19 protein-coding genes and 2 pseudogenes are annotated in these 17153 nt (G+C 38.7%); 4 read left to right on the forward strand and 17 right to left on the reverse strand.

Annotation, left to right across the window (positions count from 1 at the left end):
- The first annotated feature begins 16 nt into the window (after positions 1-16).
- Positions 17-199, forward strand: coding sequence for a hypothetical protein (locus ACWYN3_RS33320; RefSeq protein WP_456218071.1), 183 nt, complete (start codon positions 17-19; stop codon positions 197-199).
- Between the two features lie 13 nt (positions 200-212).
- Positions 213-824, forward strand: a complete 612-nt coding sequence (locus ACWYN3_RS33325; RefSeq protein ID WP_456218072.1) for a trimeric intracellular cation channel family protein — start codon at positions 213-215, stop codon at positions 822-824.
- A 13-nt stretch (positions 825-837) separates the two neighbouring features.
- Here the strand turns inward: ACWYN3_RS33325 and ACWYN3_RS33330 are convergent, their stop codons facing one another.
- The 7 genes and pseudogenes from ACWYN3_RS33330 to carA all read right to left on the reverse strand — a co-directional run bounded on the left by ACWYN3_RS33330 (position 838) and on the right by carA (position 6504).
- Complete coding sequence (locus ACWYN3_RS33330; protein ID WP_456218073.1) at positions 838-1137, reverse strand: FtsB family cell division protein; 300 nt, start codon at positions 1135-1137, stop codon at positions 838-840.
- Positions 1138-1229: 92 nt separating this feature from the next.
- Positions 1230-1658, reverse strand: coding sequence for a hypothetical protein (locus ACWYN3_RS33335; protein ID WP_456218074.1), 429 nt, complete (start codon positions 1656-1658; stop codon positions 1230-1232).
- A gap of 354 nt (positions 1659-2012) precedes the next feature.
- Positions 2013-3310: pseudogene (gene eno / locus ACWYN3_RS33340) on the reverse strand (phosphopyruvate hydratase).
- A 108-nt stretch (positions 3311-3418) separates the two neighbouring features.
- Positions 3419-3979, reverse strand: coding sequence for an ABC transporter permease (locus tag ACWYN3_RS33345; protein WP_456218075.1), 561 nt, complete (start codon positions 3977-3979; stop codon positions 3419-3421).
- Positions 3976-4512 (reverse strand): hypothetical protein, encoded by a 537-nt coding sequence (locus ACWYN3_RS33350; protein ID WP_456218076.1) that lies wholly within the window; start codon positions 4510-4512, stop codon positions 3976-3978. Before ACWYN3_RS33350 ends, ACWYN3_RS33345 begins: the two co-directional genes overlap by 4 nt.
- 12 nt (positions 4513-4524) lie before the next feature.
- A complete protein-coding gene (locus tag ACWYN3_RS33355; RefSeq protein ID WP_456218077.1) occupies positions 4525-5292 on the reverse strand; it encodes an ABC transporter ATP-binding protein in 768 nt (255 codons plus the stop codon).
- A 99-nt stretch (positions 5293-5391) separates the two neighbouring features.
- Entirely contained in the window at positions 5392-6504 is a 1113-nt protein-coding gene (gene carA, locus ACWYN3_RS33360) for a glutamine-hydrolyzing carbamoyl-phosphate synthase small subunit (protein ID WP_456218078.1), read from the reverse strand.
- A gap of 260 nt (positions 6505-6764) precedes the next feature.
- On the opposite strand from carA, the pseudogene panB reads away from it, so the two are divergent.
- Positions 6765-7590: pseudogene (gene panB / locus ACWYN3_RS33365) on the forward strand (3-methyl-2-oxobutanoate hydroxymethyltransferase).
- Positions 7591-7592: 2 nt separating this feature from the next.
- On the forward strand, positions 7593-8279 hold the full coding sequence (locus ACWYN3_RS33370) for an RluA family pseudouridine synthase (RefSeq protein WP_456218079.1): 687 nt from the start codon (positions 7593-7595) through the stop codon (positions 8277-8279).
- A 149-nt stretch (positions 8280-8428) separates the two neighbouring features.
- Here ACWYN3_RS33370 and ACWYN3_RS33375 read toward each other — a convergent pair whose 3' ends face one another.
- The 10 genes from ACWYN3_RS33375 to ACWYN3_RS33420 all read right to left on the reverse strand — a co-directional run bounded on the left by ACWYN3_RS33375 (position 8429) and on the right by ACWYN3_RS33420 (position 16997).
- Complete coding sequence (locus tag ACWYN3_RS33375; RefSeq protein WP_456218080.1) at positions 8429-8773, reverse strand: hypothetical protein; 345 nt, start codon at positions 8771-8773, stop codon at positions 8429-8431.
- A gap of 172 nt (positions 8774-8945) precedes the next feature.
- The gene (locus ACWYN3_RS33380; RefSeq protein WP_456218081.1) at positions 8946-10364 is read right to left on the reverse strand and encodes a glycoside hydrolase family 30 protein; all 1419 of its coding nucleotides are present in this window, start codon (positions 10362-10364) and stop codon (positions 8946-8948) included.
- 101 nt (positions 10365-10465) lie between these two features.
- Complete coding sequence (locus ACWYN3_RS33385; protein WP_456218082.1) at positions 10466-11422, reverse strand: glycoside hydrolase family 3 C-terminal domain-containing protein; 957 nt, start codon at positions 11420-11422, stop codon at positions 10466-10468.
- Complete coding sequence (locus tag ACWYN3_RS33390) at positions 11419-12672, reverse strand: glycoside hydrolase family 3 protein (protein ID WP_456218083.1); 1254 nt, start codon at positions 12670-12672, stop codon at positions 11419-11421. The genes ACWYN3_RS33385 and ACWYN3_RS33390 overlap by 4 nt, the downstream gene beginning before the upstream one ends.
- 63 nt (positions 12673-12735) lie before the next feature.
- Positions 12736-13029 carry a RagB/SusD family nutrient uptake outer membrane protein gene (locus ACWYN3_RS33395; RefSeq protein WP_456218084.1) on the reverse strand — a complete coding sequence of 98 codons (294 nt, stop codon included), beginning with the start codon at positions 13027-13029 and terminating at the stop codon, positions 12736-12738.
- Positions 12981-13481 (reverse strand): RagB/SusD family nutrient uptake outer membrane protein, encoded by a 501-nt coding sequence (locus ACWYN3_RS33400; protein ID WP_456218085.1) that lies wholly within the window; start codon positions 13479-13481, stop codon positions 12981-12983. The genes ACWYN3_RS33395 and ACWYN3_RS33400 overlap by 49 nt, the downstream gene beginning before the upstream one ends.
- Positions 13468-13986: a RagB/SusD family nutrient uptake outer membrane protein gene (locus ACWYN3_RS33405; protein ID WP_456218086.1), complete on the reverse strand. Its 519-nt coding sequence runs from the start codon at positions 13984-13986 to the stop codon at positions 13468-13470. The genes ACWYN3_RS33400 and ACWYN3_RS33405 overlap by 14 nt, the downstream gene beginning before the upstream one ends.
- Complete coding sequence (locus tag ACWYN3_RS33410; RefSeq protein ID WP_456218087.1) at positions 13953-14156, reverse strand: hypothetical protein; 204 nt, start codon at positions 14154-14156, stop codon at positions 13953-13955. Before ACWYN3_RS33410 ends, ACWYN3_RS33405 begins: the two co-directional genes overlap by 34 nt.
- An 11-nt stretch (positions 14157-14167) precedes the next feature.
- The gene (locus ACWYN3_RS33415) at positions 14168-16009 is read right to left on the reverse strand and encodes a SusC/RagA family TonB-linked outer membrane protein (RefSeq protein WP_456218088.1); all 1842 of its coding nucleotides are present in this window, start codon (positions 16007-16009) and stop codon (positions 14168-14170) included.
- On the reverse strand, positions 15990-16997 hold the full coding sequence (locus tag ACWYN3_RS33420; RefSeq protein WP_456218089.1) for a SusC/RagA family TonB-linked outer membrane protein: 1008 nt from the start codon (positions 16995-16997) through the stop codon (positions 15990-15992). The genes ACWYN3_RS33415 and ACWYN3_RS33420 overlap by 20 nt, the downstream gene beginning before the upstream one ends.
- Positions 16998-17153: the final 156 nt, after the last annotated feature.

Here is a 17153-nt window from a genome sequence, read left to right on the forward strand (position 1 = left end):
TCAGACCAATGGAAAATTGTATCTTCCAGACCAGCTTTTGAAAATTAAGGATGACCTGCTTAAAAGTAACCAGTTGAAAACACTGAGTTACGAAGACCGTAAGTATGAGGAATTAATTAATTTAAAAAGTTTATTTGTACTGATTTTGATATTGCTCAGTATAGAATGGTTTGTACGTAAGAGAAATTCGGCGCTGTAATAAAGGTTAATTTATGGAATTTACTACCTCTCAGGTTATAGAGATTTTAGGTACTATCGCTTTTGCGATCTCTGGTTCATTTTCTGCTATACAGCGGCGCCTCGATCCCTTTGGTGTATTAATCATTGCCTTTGTGACTTCTATTGGTGGCGGTACTGTCCGTGATTTACTGTTAGGTGATACACCTGTTAAGTGGATGAGAGATGTAAACTATTGTTTGCTGATCCTGGTGACTTCATTATTGACTATCTTTTTAAAAAGACATAGAAAGCGGTTTACGGTTACGCTGTTTCTGTTTGACTCTATGGGACTTGGATTATTTACGATACTAGGGATTCAAAAGGGGATAGCTTTTGGTTTGAGCCCGGGGATCTGTATAGCTCTGGGTACAATTACCGGCTGTTTTGGAGGGGTAATCCGGGATACATTATTGAATACAATCCCTTTGATCTTTAAAAAGGAAATATATGCTACAGCTTGTATACTAGGCGGAATCCTGTATTTTACTTTATTGTTCTTTAATCTGAAAGCAGATGTGGCAAAAGTGTTGGTAATCGGGTTTATTTTCGCACTTCGTGTAGTTGTAGTACGTTATAAGCTGACTTTACCGAGATTCGGATATTAGATTTAACTGATTTTTAGTCTTTAGGAGCTGCTTTAATAATGACAAAAACATCCTCATTGTCTTTTTTCATAAAGTATTTTTCCCGTGCAAATTTTTCTGCTGTATTCAGATTGGTGTTTAGCTCGTTCAAATCTTTCTTCACCTGTGCAGTTTGCTTTTCATAGAAATCTTTTTCTTCCTGCAGTTTATGAACTTCTGTGCGGTACTCATATTGAGAAAGCATGTCGTTCTTATCAAAGAACATCATCCAGACTGCAAATGCTGCAGCAGAAAGAAAATATTTGTTGCGAAAGATTTCTAGTAATCTGTTCATATAAACAAAGATATAAATTATAATACAAAAAATGGTAGGGTGTTTTTTTGTGCTTTGATGTCAAATTTTGCGATATCAAAGCAGCATTTTGTTCAGGGTCTGAACGATGAAGCCATAAATAGATAAATACTCAGGGCTATGATAATCGTAATTCTTATCAGATGTAATTTTTTATATGTTTCCCCCTCTGTTCTATAAATCAGATAAAAAGATAATGGAAGTAATAGGGCTCCTTCTACATAAAAAAAGAAGAAACCTTGATAAAGGTTCCCAGAGTATATTGCAATGCAGGTAAGACAAATAGCATAAACGATCCCGCTTGAGATGGAAAGAGTCATATTCTTTTTATCACCAACAGGGAGCAGGTACCATCCAAACACGAGGAGATAGAGTGCCAGTAATAAAGAGATAATCATTCCTGGAATTCCATTACCAGTATTTATGATAAGAGTAGAAATAAACAATGATCCAAAAGCTAGCTCTTCAGTCTTGAATTTTTTTAATACCTCAGGAATTTTCATTTGATTTAACGAGTGCTGTAAAGGTATCTTTTATAGTTATGAATTATGCAGTTTAGTGATGTTTTTGAATAACGTGCTGATTAAAGGAATATATTTGGTGCACTATACTATTTAAAAAATGCTGATTATCCTTAATGAAATCTGTTAAGTGTCTTTATTACAGATTGTATAAATATTATTCAGAGCGACCCGATTTTAAAGGAAACAAAATGTACGGGAAATATAAATCCAATAATGGATAGCACGTCAATTACATAGTTTTCTGGTTCTAAATTATATGAAACCTTCCTTCACAAAAAAAAAGCATATAGCGTTTTTCCGACTATGCTTTCTATAAAAAACTGAAAAATCAGCTTATTTTTTCAAGAATTTGAAATCTTTACCAATGAAACGTGCAGCAGAACCTAATTCTTCTTCAATACGTAATAACTGGTTGTATTTTGCTATCCTGTCAGAACGTGAAGCTGAACCAGTTTTGATCTGACCACAGTTTAAAGCTACTGCTAAGTCAGCGATAGTTGTATCTTCAGTTTCTCCTGAACGGTGACTCATTACCGACGTGTAACCACTGTTTTGTGCCAGTGATACTGCGTTGATAGTTTCAGTCAATGTACCGATCTGATTTACTTTAACTAAGATAGAGTTAGCGATGCTTTTATCGATTCCCTGTTGTAAACGTTTTACGTTAGTAACAAACAAATCATCCCCCACTAACTGTACTTTGTTACCGATAGCTAAAGTTAAAGCTTCCCATGCATTCCAGTCATCTTCATCTAAACCGTCTTCAATAGAGATGATAGGGTATTTTTGTTAGCAGCCCAGTCAACCCAATATTTAACCATTTCGTCAGAAGTTAATTTCTCACCAGATGATTTATGGAAGTTGTAAGTTTTAGTTTTTGAATCATACATTTCAGATGCAGCAGCATCCATCGCGATCCAGATATCTTTACCAGGAGTGAAACCAGCAGTTTCAATCGCTGTTAAAACAGTTTCAATGGCTTCTACGTTTGAACCGATGTTTGGTGCAAAACCACCTTCATCACCAACATTTGTTGAATAACCTTTTTTCTTTAATACGTCTTTCAGGTGGTGAAATACCTGAGTTCCCATTTGTAATGCTTCAGAGAAACTGCTTGCACCCAATGGCATAATCATGAACTCCTGGAAGTCGATTTTGTTATCCGCATGTGCACCACCGTTTAAGATGTTCATCATTGGAATAGGTAATGTATTTGCATTTACACCACCGATATAACGGTATAATGGTTGTCTGCTTTCTGCTGCTGCTGCTTTAGCTACTGCTAAAGAAACACCTAAGATTGCATTAGCACCTAAATTTCCTTTGTTTTCTGAACCGTCAAGGTCGATCATCGCCTTGTCAATCAGATTTTGCTCAAAAACATCGATACCCTGAAGTTCCTTAGCTATTTTCTTGTTCACATTCTCAACGGCTTTTAATACACCCTTGCCCATGTAAACTTTCTTATCTCCGTCTCTTAGCTCAACAGCCTCATGTTTACCCGTACTTGCACCAGATGGTACAGCAGCGCGGCCCATTTGGCCATTTTCAGTGATTACTTCTACTTCAACAGTAGGGTTACCTCTTGAATCGAGGATTTGCCTTGCATGAACATCAATAATTAAACTCATTTTAGTTGTTTTAAGTGTTTTTATCTCCTTAGTGTAAATAATACAATTACCAGGTGATGATCAAAGTTAAAATAAAATTTAAATTATAAGGATTGATTCCCCATAATTTTATTCCCACTTGAATACCTTCACCGCTACAGCGTATATTCCTATCCCCCAGATCACCATGATTAAAAAAATCTGTTGTTTCACATCCCATAGTCCAGCCCCTTCAAAAGCAACTTGTCTCATTGCATCGTTTAAGTAGGTTAGCGGTAGTGCCCTGCTGATTGGTTGTAACCAGTTCGGGAAATTCTCTATAGAGAAGAACGTACCAGATAATAAAAATTGTGGTAAGGTAATAATATTTGAGATAGGGGGGATCGTACTTTCACTTTTTGCAATACCCGAAACGACAAAACCAAAGCCCATGAAGACAATTACACCAATTGTAGAAAGGAGGAGCATGTTTATGACTGTCGTGACCCCGTGTATAAGCGTGAAATGGAAAAAGAAGTGACCAATCAGAATGATAAACAAAGCCCCGATTAAGGCGAAACCTATTCTGGCCATTCCTTCACCAAGGATAATGCTTGATCTTTTTACCGGAGTGGCAAAAAAACGTTTGATCACCAGGGTTTGTCTTAAGCTGAAAAACACAAAGGCTGTTCCGAAAACACCCGTACTCAAAAAGAGAAACCCAATTGTCCCGGAAGGATAAAATCAATGGTACGGTAAGTTCTGCCATGAACTGTACTTTCTTTCAGCTCTGCTACTGATGGCTTCAGATCTTTAGTATTCAAAGCATACATCAGGTTATTTAAGATCGATTTAAGGATGTTTCCTTTATCCATCGATGCAGAAGTATATTTTACGTTTGCTAAATAAGCTGGTTGTGCAACGATGTTTTTATGGACATCAATTACACCGGCTATAGTTCCTTTTTCCAGGCGCTGCTGAAGCTCAATCTCACTTTTGTCTGTAATTAAATGTACTACAGGGGTATGCTGTAAGGCGATGATCACAGGATTCTGCATGTCAGATCCCGGTGCTACAGCAAGGTCTAATTTTACACCTCCGCCACCCAGAAAACCAAATACAAGGATAAAGATCAGTGGAAATGCGAGGGTGAAAACTACAGCTGACGGGCTGCGGGTAATAGATCTGAAACTTGCTTTCGCCAGTGCCAGTGTGGCTTTTGTATTGTTATATGATTTGTTCATTTTTGCGCTCATTTAACCTTCACGCCATTCCTGGCCTGTAAGATTGATAAATACATCTTCGAGGTTAGCTTTTTTAACTTCCTTTTTTCTTTCGAATCCGCTGTTAATTAACTGATCAATCAGATTGTCAGGAGTATCCAGCGCAATGATTTCTCCATGTTCCACAAAAGCGACACGGTCACAAAGTTGTTCTGCCTCATCCATATAGTGGGTGGTCAGTACGACTGTTGTCCCATTGTTCCTGATGTCAATAATCAAGTCCCACAAATTACGGCGTGCCTGAGGATCTAATCCCGTTGTCGGCTCATCCAGAAAAATGATTTTAGGAGAATTCAGTAAGGTTGTTGCGATTGAAAAACGCTGTTTCTGTCCGCCGGAAAGGGCTTTGTACTTTGCTTTTGCTTTATCCTGAAGATTTACTTTCTCGAGCATTTCCATTGGTTTGATGTTTACGCCATATAAGCCGGCAAAAAGCTCCATGAGTTCTACAAGGTTCAGGTTTGGGTAATAACCGGCAGCCTGTAGCTGTACACCAATAATCCTTTTGATTTCATTGGCATTTTTATCTACAGAAAATCCATCTACTGTAATTTCTCCTGAAGTTTTTTCCCGGAGCGTCTCAATAATTTCTAAAGTAGTAGTTTTTCCTGCGCCATTAGGGCCGAGCAGTCCGAAAATTTCATTTTCATAGACGTCGAAACTAATCCCTTTGACTGCCTGGAAATCAGCATAGTTTTTTACCAGATTACGGACACTGATAATGGTATTCGTTTTATCCATGCGATAAATGTAACAAGGTTTAATGTAAAAAGGATTGATGTGACTCAATCCTTTCTTAAAATGTCGGTAAAATGATGGTTAGAGCCGGTGATTACCGGTTTACCAGCTTAGTTCGCCTTTGATCAGGTTCACGAAGTCATCAAACAGGTAACGTGAATCATGGGGGCCAGGAGAAGATTCAGGGTGATACTGTACCGAGAATGCTTTTTTGCCTTTCACACGAATTCCTTCGATAGACTGATCATTTAAGTTGATATGTGTGATTTCCACTTTGTCAGAATTTCTCACTTCTTCAGGGATTACACCGAAACCATGATTTTGAGAAGTTACTTCGCAGTGGTTTTTAATAATATTTTTTACCGGGTGATTTAATCCCCTGTGGCCGTTAAACATTTTCATAGTACCAATTCCGTTAGCCTGAGCTAATAACTGATGACCTAAACAGATACCAAATAATGGTTTGTCTGAAGCAAGAATTTGTTTTACAGTTTCAATAGCATATGGCATTGCCGATGGATCGCCAGGGCCGTTAGACACGAAGTAAGCGTCAGCTCCCCATTTGTCCATTTCTTCGAAAGTAGTTTTTGCAGGGAAAACCTGTACATATAAATCTCTGTCGTCGAAATTGCGTAAAGTATTTTTCTTGATACCGAAATCCAGTGCTGCAACTTTATAAGCCGCTTCTGGTGAACCATAGAAATAAGGTTCTTTGGTAGAAACCTGTGAAGATAGCTCAAGACCATCCATAGAAGGTACTTGTGCTAATTTAGCTTTCAGTTCTTCGATGTCAGTGATTTCAGAAGAGATAATCGCATTCATTGCTCCCTGATCTCTGATTTTTCTTACTAAAGCGCGGGTATCGATATCAGATATTCCAACGATGTTTTCATCCTGGAAATAATCCTGTATAGATTCATTAGCTTCTTTACGGCTATAGCCGATGTTGTAGTTTTTGCAAACCAGACCTGCAATCTTAATCGAATCAGATTCGATTTCTTCTTTATGAATTCCATAATTACCAATATGGGCATTCGTAGTGACCATGATTTGTCCGAAATAAGATGGGTCAGTGAAAATCTCCTGATAACCCGTCATTCCTGTGTTGAAACAAATCTCTCCTGTCGTTGTACCAATCTTTCCGGCAGCTTTACCGTGGTAAACAGTACCGTCAGCCAATAACAGGATACAGGGTAACTTGGTGTAGTTAGTCATCGTAATTAAAATGAAAAATAAAGTTTAAAAAAGGGATTAATGAACGAAGATTTGCGATTTTGATGTCGCTATAATGATTAACAAATGTGTTGTTGTTTAACCCGTTCATTTCGGGATACAAAGATAGCTTTTTCATCCTAAAATCCATATTTTTTTTATCAGGATTATATTGTTACATCATATATCCCTCATATAATGAGAGGGAAGGGTAGTTTTCTCAATTGAATACCCTAATTTTGCTCCCCTAAAAGCATAAATTTATGTCTATACACAAAGAAGTAAAGCGTATTACAACCCACATTCTGCAAGCGATGAAACAGAGTGGTGAAAAAATATCGATGTTAACTGCTTATGATTATTCCATGGCTACGGTTTTGGATGATGCAGGACTTGATGTCTTATTGGTTGGTGATTCAGCTTCAAACGTAATGGCGGGCCATGAAACTACTTTGCCGATTACACTGGACACTGGACCAGATGATTTATCATGCACAGGGTGTCGTTAGAGGCGCAACACGTGCTTTTGTCGTAGTGGATCTTCCTTTCGGTTCTTACCAGGGGAATTCAAAAGAGGCTTTAAGCTCTGCGATCAGGATTATGAAAGAATCAGGTGCCCACGGTGTAAAACTGGAAGGTGGAACTGAAGTTGTAGATTCTATATCACGTATTATCACTGCAGGAATTCCTGTAATGGGCCATTTAGGCTTAACGCCTCAATCCATTTATAAATTTGGTACTTATACTGTAAGAGCTAAAGATGAGCAGGAAGCTGAGAAATTAAAAATTGATGCTCAGGCTTTGCAGGATGCTGGTTGTTTTGCAGTTGTACTGGAGAAAATACCTGCAGCATTGGCTAAAGAAGTTTCTGAAAGCCTGCATATTCCGGTTATCGGAATTGGTGCTGGTCCGCATTGTGACGGACAGGTTTTAGTTGTAAACGATATGATCGGTTTAACTAAAGGCTTTAAACCACGTTTTTTACGTCAATACATTATTAATTTGTATGATGGAATTTTAGATGCTGCAAAAGCATATATTAAGGATGTGAAAGCGAATGACTTTCCAAATGAAAAGGAGCAATACTAAAAATGTCGGTAACTGATAAAGATGTACTTTTCGAAGATAATCACCTGATTGCAATTTGCAAACGTGCAGGTGATATTGTCCAGGTTGATGAAACCCGTGATGAGCCATTGGAAGATATGGTGAAAAGATATATCGCTAAAAAATATAATAAGCCTAACAGTGCATTTTTAGGTGTGGTACATCGTTTAGACCGTCCGGTAAGCGGAGTGATCTTATTTGCCAAAACGAGTAAGGCGCTGGAAAGAATGAATGCCATTTTTAAAAACAGGGAGGTCAAGAAAACTTACTGGGCGGTTGTGCGCAACCGTCCCGCTAATATTTCGGGAACTTTAGTGCACTGGCTGGTTAAAAATCCAAAGACAAATGTGGTAACGCCACACAATATGGAAGTTCCGGGTAGTCAGCGTGCTGAATTAAGCTATAGGCTGCTTGGTGAGCTGGGGGGGTATTATCTGATTGAGGTTGATCCTTTAACTGGCCGTTCTCATCAGATCAGGGTACAGCTTTCTACATTAGGCTGTCCGATTGTTGGAGACAATAAATATGGTTATCCGCGTGGCAGTCGTAAGGGAAGTATCTGTCTTCATGCAAGAAGACTGCAATTCCTTCATCCTGTTAAAAAGGAGCCGGTAAATATCTTTGCCAAACTTCCTGTAGACGGATTTTGGGAACGTTTTGAATCCTTTTAAGGGTTCAAAACGTTTATTTCTTTTTTATTTGCAAGCTATAGGCGAAAGGGTGATGTCACCATATTTTAATCCAGCCAGATTTGTAAATACTCTTCTTCCATCTGTTTCCTGAGTCGGGCCATAACCTTCCAGCAGCTGATCGCCTTTTTTTACAAATGCAACCTGTCTGTAGGAGGTACTTCCTTCAGATTCGAAAGTATAATCTGCAATGATTGTATTGTATCTCCCTTAATTATACCTGCAATAGTGCCTGCATTTTTGTCTTTTTCATAAAAATTGTAGTTTAAACTACCTGCAACTGCGTTTCCTGCTGTAATTAATGATAATGAAACAGTATCTTTATCTTTAATATAGGCATAGCATGTTTTTGCCTTAGATGCATTGGTGTCAGGTGTTGTTGCAAGACTATCAATGTGTTGTTCTGTAGTTTTATTCTGTTGACAGGCCGAGAAAAGTCCCGCCAGTACCGTGAATAATAAAATAGTTTTTTTCATTTTGATGTTTTTGTGCAGGTTTTCTCTGCTAAAAATAAGTATATCGATTGTTTAGCACAAGAGTCTGGCCAAAAAAAGAGAGTAGCTACATTTGGACACCGGTTCCGGAATGGAACGTGGGCCATATACAGCTACTCTCTTTTTTATGAACTTCGGATCAGGTGGTTAATCCTTACCAGACATAGGTTGCAACAGCACCTTTTGGTAAGGATGTCTCTACCGTTTTCCCTTTATACTGAATGTTAAATGTCTTTTCAGCAGAGTTCCCATTGACAACAATCAATGCCGTCTTTCCATCAGGAGTCCTGAAGGCTACGTTCTCTAAATTGTCAGTAATATTGGAACTAATTCTATAAGAACCTGGTCTCACAAATTTAGAGGCGTGACCGATAATGTAATAAGCTACATTCCTGGTTACCTCAGGAGCTATTGTAATCGCTCCTAAGCAAGTTGTACAACCTCCAACAGTATGTGGGCCATATAAAGGATCGGCAGCTAAATTCCACTCTAAAACATTTCTGCTCCAATTACGTGTTGCCCCAATCACTAACGTAGAAACATGCCATTTCAAATCTTCATCAAACTTTCCCGGGCCTCCAACCCATTGTTCTGTGAAATAAAGGTTCTTATCCGGATGTGCTTCATGAACTTTTGATAAAGCTGTAATCTTTCCGCCATACAAATGGAAAGCTGAGCCATCAACATATTGTTTCGCCTGTGGATCATCCAGAATAGTAATCGGGTAATCCGGACGATCTGCATTATGGTCATAAATGATAATCTTTGTTTTAACGCCCGCAGATTTAAACACAGGGCCTAAAGCAGTTTTTATAAATATGGCCTGATCTTTCGCTTCCATGTACATACTAGGTACATTTCCCGGATGTAAAGGCTCATTCTGAATTGTAATTGCATCAATTGTAACTCCCTGGGTTTTCATCGCATGAATATATTTCACAAGGTATTTCGCATAAGACTCATAATATTCGGGTTTCAAACTTCCACCTTTAAAACTATGATTCGTTTTCATCCAGGTAGGAGCAGTCCACGGAGAACCTAAAATTTTCAGATCAGGGTTAATAGCCAGAATCTTTTTCAGGACAGGAACCAGATCCCTCATTTCTTTAGCTATAGAAAACTTATCCTGATTAATATCAGTCTGTCCTGCTGGCAATTCATTATAAGTAAAATTATCAGCACTCAAATCAGAGGCGCCAATACTAATTCTCAGATAACTGACACCGATACCATTTTTCTTAGCAGAGAATAATTCCTGTAATAATGCATCTTTCGCTTTTTCATCTAATGCATTGATTAAGCCAGCACTACCACCGGTCAAAGTATAGCCAAAACCATCAATAGTCTGGAATTTTTGCGTTTCGTCAACCTCAATGGTAGGGTTCGATGACTGAGATGTATTGAAATTTAGTTTTGTTGGCTGCTCTTCCAGCAAGGCTGATTTATCGCCTGTGGTAAGCCAGTACCTAACTTCTCCATTAGGAGCAGCAGATCCGTTAAGACCTGCTGCTCCTCTTTTTGCCGTACATGCCGATAAAGCAATGGCAAAAGCAAATAAGATATTTCTTTTCATAATTAATTACTGATTGTAAGTGAAACCTGCCTTTTGACCAGCAATTTGTATAGTAAAGTCTCCGTCTTCTGTTATTTTTTGACCATCTGAATTAATAAAGCCTAAATCATCAGCAGTAATTTTGAAGGCACGGTTTTAGTTTCGCCAGCTTTAAGCTCTATTTTATCGAAGCCTCTTAAACGTTTCACATCAGGACTAACCAATGTAGCTACAAGGTCTGATGTGAATAGCAATACACTTTCTTTGCCTGCAACTTTACCTGTATTGGTTACATCTACAGAAACAGTTAAAGTTTCTCCTTTTTTCAAAGTAGCTGTACTTAACCTGATCGGGCTGTATTGGAAAGTGGTATAACTTAGACCGAATCCGAAAACATATTGTGGATTGTAATCCGCGTCGTAGTTGTAAACACCTTCTGTAGTAGAACGTGACTCTGACGGTTTATGGTAGTAAGTGAATAAGGCATTAGGATACTGAGGATAAGTATAAGGCAATTTACCTGATGGATTCACTGTGCCAAAAAGAACATCAGCAATTGCATCACCACCAAAATTTCCTGGTAAATAACTTTGCACAATAGCACTCATTTTTTTCTCAAACTTAGAGATTACCCTTGGGCGGCCTTCATTCAATACTAAAATAATTTTTTTACCTGTTGCAGCAAGTTTTTGTGCAAGCTCAGTTTGAAGATCTGAAAGATACAGGTCACTTAGATTACCAGGAGTTTCTGTGTAAGAGTTCTCGCCTAAACAAAGGACAACAACGTCCGCATCTTTTGCTGCGGCAATAGCTGCATCCATTTGATCTGCATATTCTTCAAAATATTTGCCATCCATTTTGTAGCTCACACCCGGTACATAAGTCACGTTTTGTTTACCCGCTTTAAGTTCTAAAGCTTTTAAAATAGTATGGTATTGAGCAGCAAATTCTTCTACTTTTTCTCCCTGCCACGAATAAGTCCATGCACCATTCAATGTTCTCATAGAATTTGCATTAGGGCCTGTAACAAGAATCTTCACAGATTTATTCAATGGTAATGCCTGATCTGTGTTTTTCAATAAAGTAATAGACTCTGCGGCTGCCTGGTACGAAGCCAGTTCAAATTCTTTACTTCCAAATTTAGGGGGTAATCCTTAGGGTTGGTTGTTGGTTTATTGAAAAGGTCTAAATCATATTTTACCTGTAAAATTCTTCTAACTGCATCGTCAATACGACTTTCTTTAACTTTTCCTTCTTTAACCAGCGCAATCAGGTCATCACAAAAAGGCTCGTAGTTATAAGCTACCATCGACATGTCAATACCTGCATTAATTGCAATTCTTACCGCGTCTTTATTGTCTTTAGCTACATGATCTCTCTTGTAAAGATTCTCAATATCTCCCCAGTCAGTTACTGCTAAACCTTTGAAACCTAATTCTTCTTTTAATAATTTGGTCAGCAGGTTATAATTCGCATGAACCGGAACACCGTTGATGATTCCAGAGTTAATCATGATAGTTTTAGCACCAGCCTGAATAGCTGCTTTGAAAGAAGGTAAATGATATTCTCTCAATGCCTGATCAGAAATATATGCAGGAGTTCTGTCCTTACCTGAAATTGGTACCTGGTAACCTAAAAAGTGTTTAATCGAAGAGGCTACATGGTATGGACTGGAAACATCATTATTCTCTCCTTCCAGACCTTTTACAGCCTGAACACCCATTTCGCTAACTAAGTAAGGATCTTCTCCAAAACTTTCCCACTGACGGGGGAAACGTGGATCAGCACCCAGATCCAATAAAGGAGAGAAAGCCCATGGAATAGAACTCGCACGGGTTTCGTAAGCAGTGATTTCAGCTCCTCTGCGAACAAGGCTTCTGTTGAAAGTTGCTGCCTGTCCGATTTGCTGAGGGAACATAGTTGCACCTGCGGTATAAGTTTCCCCATGAATAGCATCGATACCATAGATGACAGGAATGCCATTCTTAGTACCTTTTATTGCAGTTTGCTGAATCTTGCTGATAATTTCATACCATACTCCAGGTGTTCTTGCTCTGTTGTTTGAAGTATTTAATACTGAACCCAGCTTATATTGGATCAGTGCTTTTTCCATTGCCTTTTGATCCAGTGAAAATGGTTCCGCGCTAGTATAACGGTCATTACCGGTTCCGATGACATCTAATGTGATCTGAGCCATCTGACCAACCTTTTCTTCCAGTGTCATTTTTTTAAGCAGGCTTTCTACTTTAGCGTTGTTTTTTGTCTGGCCATTAGCTATTCCACAAGAGATCAGCAATAAAAGAGCGGAGAGGGGTTTTCTTAAATACATTTCAATTTTTATTTTGAGCTTAATCCGAAGGCAGTCTGAACTGCCTTCGGAGTTGATTATTTTTTATCTGATATTAGGATTTCTATCTATTTCTTTTTGTGGAATAGGGAAGAGTAAGTTTGCAGGTGTTACATTGTAATTTAATGGATTTCCCTTGCCATCCAATTGTGCGTTCATTACCGCAATGGCTCTGTTGGTTCTTAATAAATCAAACCAGCGATGACCTTCAAATGCAAGTTCCAGTCTGCGTTCTTTTTCAATAGCCAGACGCATTGTAGTCTGACTGGTTGCTGGTGTTCCGGCTAACTTTACTCTTGCTCTGATATCTGATCTACAATGATTTTTGATTGTGCCCATCCTGAAGCGCCGGTTTCATTCAGTGCTTCTGCTTTTAACAGCAGGATATCTGCAAGGCGAAGGATATAGTTGTCACTTTTGTCGTCTGCTCTATACTTATTAATAAATGGGTAATTGTTTTTTGACCAGTAGCTGTCTGACCAGCCATCTGAGCTTACATTCTTAAAAAGGACACTTGAATTTTTCCGGATCAGATCTCCTTCGTCATCATATGCTTTGACTAGATCATTAGATGGCGTATTAAATCTTTTCCAGCCTGTACCGGTAATGATACCCGGCATCCAGTTACCATGTTCTCCACCGTTTCCTTGAAATTGTAACTCCCAGATAGACTCCGAATTATTTTTATTAGCGATATCAAATAACCCGTTGAAATCCGGGAATAAAGAGTATCCACCACTTATAGTGGCATCGCAATACTGATTAACTTTTGCCCAGTCAGGGGATGGCATAGTTGCATAAACTTTGGGCTAACAGTGCATTCGCTACGCCCTTTGTGAAAATACCTTTATTTGCTGATGTTGCATTTGCATTGTTTACTGCAAATTCAAGATCCTTGATAATCTGTGTATAAATCTGATCAATTGTTGCTTTAGGCTGCTGAGTATCTGTAAGATTTGTGGGCGTTTTTAAGATCAGAGGTACAGCTCCGAATAAACGGACCAGGTTAAAGTACATATAGGCGCGTATTCCGCTTGCTTCTCCCAGAATCTGATTTCTTCTGCCGCTGGCATCTAGCGAAGGATCAGGCACTTTAGGGATATTTTCTAAAACTTCATTTGCGTTCTTAATATCTGAGTAAAGAGCTGCCCAGTCGCGGTCAACATTTCCATTAGTTGAATTTGTTGTAAACAAGTCAAGCTGGATATTTGCAGGGTTATCACCACCTGCATATGCGTTATCGGAGATCACATCACCATTGGTCATAAAATCCCAGATATTGTAATCATTGTACATACCATCATAAAGCCTTTCATTAATTTATTAGCGCCTGCAGCATCTGATAAGGCAATCTCTCCGGTAATTTTATCAATAGGATCTTTTTTTAGAAAGTCCTTTTTGCAGCCAGACTGAATTGAAAGGACAAAAGCCCCGGCTGCGATCAGTGAATATATTTTTAAGTTCATTTTTTCTAAGATTAAAAGCCAACATTAATACCTAATAAGAAACTTCTTGATTGAGGATAGGTTCCATAATCAACTCCCATGTCAGGTCCGTTTGCATCGTAACGGCTCACTTCGGGGTCTAATCCGCTATACTTGGTAAAAGTCAGGAGGTTATATCCTGTAGCGAATATCATTAGTTTATCCATTTTTAACTTTCCTAATGCAGCTTTACCAAAACTGTAAGACAGTGTTGCAGTTTTCAATCTAAGATAAGATGCATTTTCTACAAATCTGCTGGAAGTCAGTGAATTGGTGTTTGTAAATGAAGAAGTAGTTAGCTGGGCCCTTGGAATATCTGTTACCTGTCCCGGGGTTGTCCATCTGTTTAACACACTTGCTGACTGATTTTTTGCATCGTACATTCCTTCGAGTTCAATTTTTGAAGCATTAAACAACTGGTTGCCCTGTACACCCTGGAAGAATACGGACAGGCCAAAATTCCCATAAGTGAAATTGTTGTTTACCCCATAAGTAAACTTCGGTTGCGCTGAACCGATAAACTGACGGTCGTCATTATCTCTCTGGCCATTATTGTTCGTATCCTGATAGGTAGCATTACCGGTCTTTGGATCAACACCTGTAAATACATAACCATAAATACTTCCCAACGGACGTCCAACGACAACTTTTATAGCAGCATCACGTTCGAAAATCCCGCCAAAATCAAGTGATTGTGTACTATTTCCCAAACTGGTTACTTTATTCCTGTTCAGTGAGAAGTTTAAATCTGTAGACCAGGTGAATTTACTTTTCTCAATGTTTTTGGTAGACAGGGCAAATTCCAATCCTTTATTTTCCATTGAGCCTACGTTAAGCGCCTGCGTACCCAGACCTGAAGATGGTGGCAGCTGAACTTTTACTAAAAGGTCATTGGTTTTCTTCAAATAAGCATCAGCCGTAAAAGTTACCCTGTTATTGAACATGGTTAAATCAAGCCCAATATTGGTCTGAGTGGTTTTTTCCCATGAAAGCTGATCATTGGCAGGTTGATTCAGCGTATAAGAATTCTGTGCGGTGATCTGATATAATTTCATATAAGCATAGTCACCAATACCTTCGTCATTACCAACTTTACCCCAGCTTCCGCGAATCTTTAAGTCGTTGATCGTTTTACTGTCTTTCAGGAAATTTTCTCCTGATATTCTCCAGCCTGCAGAAACAGAAGGGAAATAACCGAATTTATGATCGGGGGCGAAACGGGAAGATCCATCAGCTCTGAAGTTAGAACTCAGTAAGTATTTACCATCAAAGGCATAATTGATTCTTGCTAAATAAGACTGTTTAGACCATTGAGAACGTTGCGGTATTTTTGGTGCGATCGAAGGGGCAATCGGAAGACCTGACTGATCTACAAAACGGGTAGCCGAATATTCCAGATAGGTATAGTCAGACTCCTGAATAGTGTAACCCGCCAGAGCACCGAAAACATTTTTACCAATTGTTTTATTGTAGCTCAGGATATTTTCGTTCAGCCATACATGGTCGTTGGTTTTATTGTTATTGTAAATACCTCTTTCGTTACGACCGTAAACTGTTTTAAAAGGGTCTAGTGTATAATCGTAGTATTCGTTTCTAACATTAGTGCTAATGGTAGATTTGAAAACTAAATCTTTATTAAAATTGATCTCACCGCCAAAGGCACCGATAAACTTTAATTGTCTTTTCATGTTTTTAGAACCAAATGCATTACCGATTGGATTTTCATATCCCCCCGGTACAGGTGTGTAATTGCCATTTGATTCAAAAATAGTTAAGGTTGGTGGTGTAGTTAAAGCTGCCAGTATTACACCGCCTTTAGAAATGCCGGCCGGCATTATCTGATACGTCAATAGATTTGTTAGACGTTAAAGCAGCGGTAACGTTAAACTTTAACCAGCTGGTCATACGCTGACTACCATTGAAATTGAAGCTGTATCGGTCTAACTTGGCTGGTGCAACAACACCTTTGTCTTGTTGATAGCCTGAAGACAGGTAGTACTGTCCCCCTTTAGTTCCGCCTGAAAGCGATAACTGGTAGCTATTTTGCTGCCCGGTTCCAAATGCTTCTTTTTGCCAGTCAGTGTTTTGTGTACCACCAAATTCTGTATAACCCAGATCTTTCATCAGTGCAACATATTGGTCACTGTTAAGAACATCTTGTTTTCTCCAGAAGTTCGAGATACCCGTAAATGCGTTAAACCCGACTTTTACTTTGCCTGCCGAACCTTTTTTAGTCGTAATCAATACAACTCCATTTGCACCGCTTGAACCGTAGATTGCAGCGGCTGATGCATCCTTTAAAATGGTCATCGTTTCAATATCGTTTGGATTGATGATGAAACTTGCATCTCTGGAAGTAACTCCATTAATCACATATAAAGGACTGTTTGAAGCAGTCAAAGAAGTATTACCACGAATACTCACTGAAATACCTGCACCTGGTTTACCAGACTGAGAGGTAACCTGTACACCTGCTGCTTTTCCCTGAAGAGCTTGCAGTGCATTTGTTACTGGCTGGTTCTGGATGTCTTTAGCTGAAATAGAAGAGACAGCTGTAGTCAGGTCTTTTTTAGTCTGTGTACCATAACCAACTACAATGACTTCATTTAATTGCTGATTGTCGTCTGTCAGTTTTACACTAACATTCTTACGGTTGCTTATCGCTTCTTCTATTGTTTTATAACCTATAAATGAAAAAATAAGGGTACTGTTTGATGGTGCAGATAAAACGTAGGAGCCAGTTCCGTTTGTGACTACTCCATTGTTAGTACCTTTAACCTTTACCGAAACTCCTGGTAAAGGAAGCCCCTGGTGATCTTTCACTTCACTTTTATGGTAATGTCCTGTGCTATTGCTACAGAAATCCCGCATAAAAGACAAATGAGAAAAAGAGTAAAATTTTTAGTCATGATGTGCTTGTTTAGGTGTGTATTTGATTGTTAAAGTTAACGCCTAATATCTGTTAAAAGCAAGATATTA

Source organism: Pedobacter sp. NJ-S-72 (genome assembly GCF_053890575.1).

Bases quoted from the DNA above. Each gene is read 5' to 3' on its own strand.
- ACWYN3_RS33325 (WP_456218072.1), top strand. From the start codon at position 213: ATGGAATTTACTACCTCTCAGGTTATAGAGATTTTAGGTACTATCGCT.
- ACWYN3_RS33330 (WP_456218073.1), bottom strand. From the start codon at position 1,137: ATGAACAGATTACTAGAAATCTTTCGCAACAAATATTTTCTTTCTGCT.
- ACWYN3_RS33335 (WP_456218074.1), bottom strand. From the start codon at position 1,658: ATGAAAATTCCTGAGGTATTAAAAAAATTCAAGACTGAAGAGCTAGCT.
- ACWYN3_RS33350 (WP_456218076.1), bottom strand. From the start codon at position 4,512: ATGAACAAATCATATAACAATACAAAAGCCACACTGGCACTGGCGAAA.
- ACWYN3_RS33355 (WP_456218077.1), bottom strand. From the start codon at position 5,292: ATGGATAAAACGAATACCATTATCAGTGTCCGTAATCTGGTAAAAAAC.
- carA (WP_456218078.1), bottom strand. From the start codon at position 6,504: ATGACTAACTACACCAAGTTACCCTGTATCCTGTTATTGGCTGACGGT.
- ACWYN3_RS33370 (WP_456218079.1), top strand. From the start codon at position 7,593: ATGTCGGTAACTGATAAAGATGTACTTTTCGAAGATAATCACCTGATT.
- ACWYN3_RS33375 (WP_456218080.1), bottom strand. From the start codon at position 8,773: ATGAAAAAAACTATTTTATTATTCACGGTACTGGCGGGACTTTTCTCG.
- ACWYN3_RS33380 (WP_456218081.1), bottom strand. From the start codon at position 10,364: ATGAAAAGAAATATCTTATTTGCTTTTGCCATTGCTTTATCGGCATGT.
- ACWYN3_RS33390 (WP_456218083.1), bottom strand. From the start codon at position 12,672: ATGTATTTAAGAAAACCCCTCTCCGCTCTTTTATTGCTGATCTCTTGT.
- ACWYN3_RS33395 (WP_456218084.1), bottom strand. From the start codon at position 13,029: ATGGGCACAATCAAAAATCATTGTAGATCAGATATCAGAGCAAGAGTA.
- ACWYN3_RS33400 (WP_456218085.1), bottom strand. From the start codon at position 13,481: ATGCCATCCCCTGACTGGGCAAAAGTTAATCAGTATTGCGATGCCACT.
- ACWYN3_RS33405 (WP_456218086.1), bottom strand. From the start codon at position 13,986: ATGTACAATGATTACAATATCTGGGATTTTATGACCAATGGTGATGTG.
- ACWYN3_RS33410 (WP_456218087.1), bottom strand. From the start codon at position 14,156: ATGAACTTAAAAATATATTCACTGATCGCAGCCGGGGCTTTTGTCCTT.
- ACWYN3_RS33415 (WP_456218088.1), bottom strand. From the start codon at position 16,009: ATGCCGGCCGGCATTTCTAAAGGCGGTGTAATACTGGCAGCTTTAACT.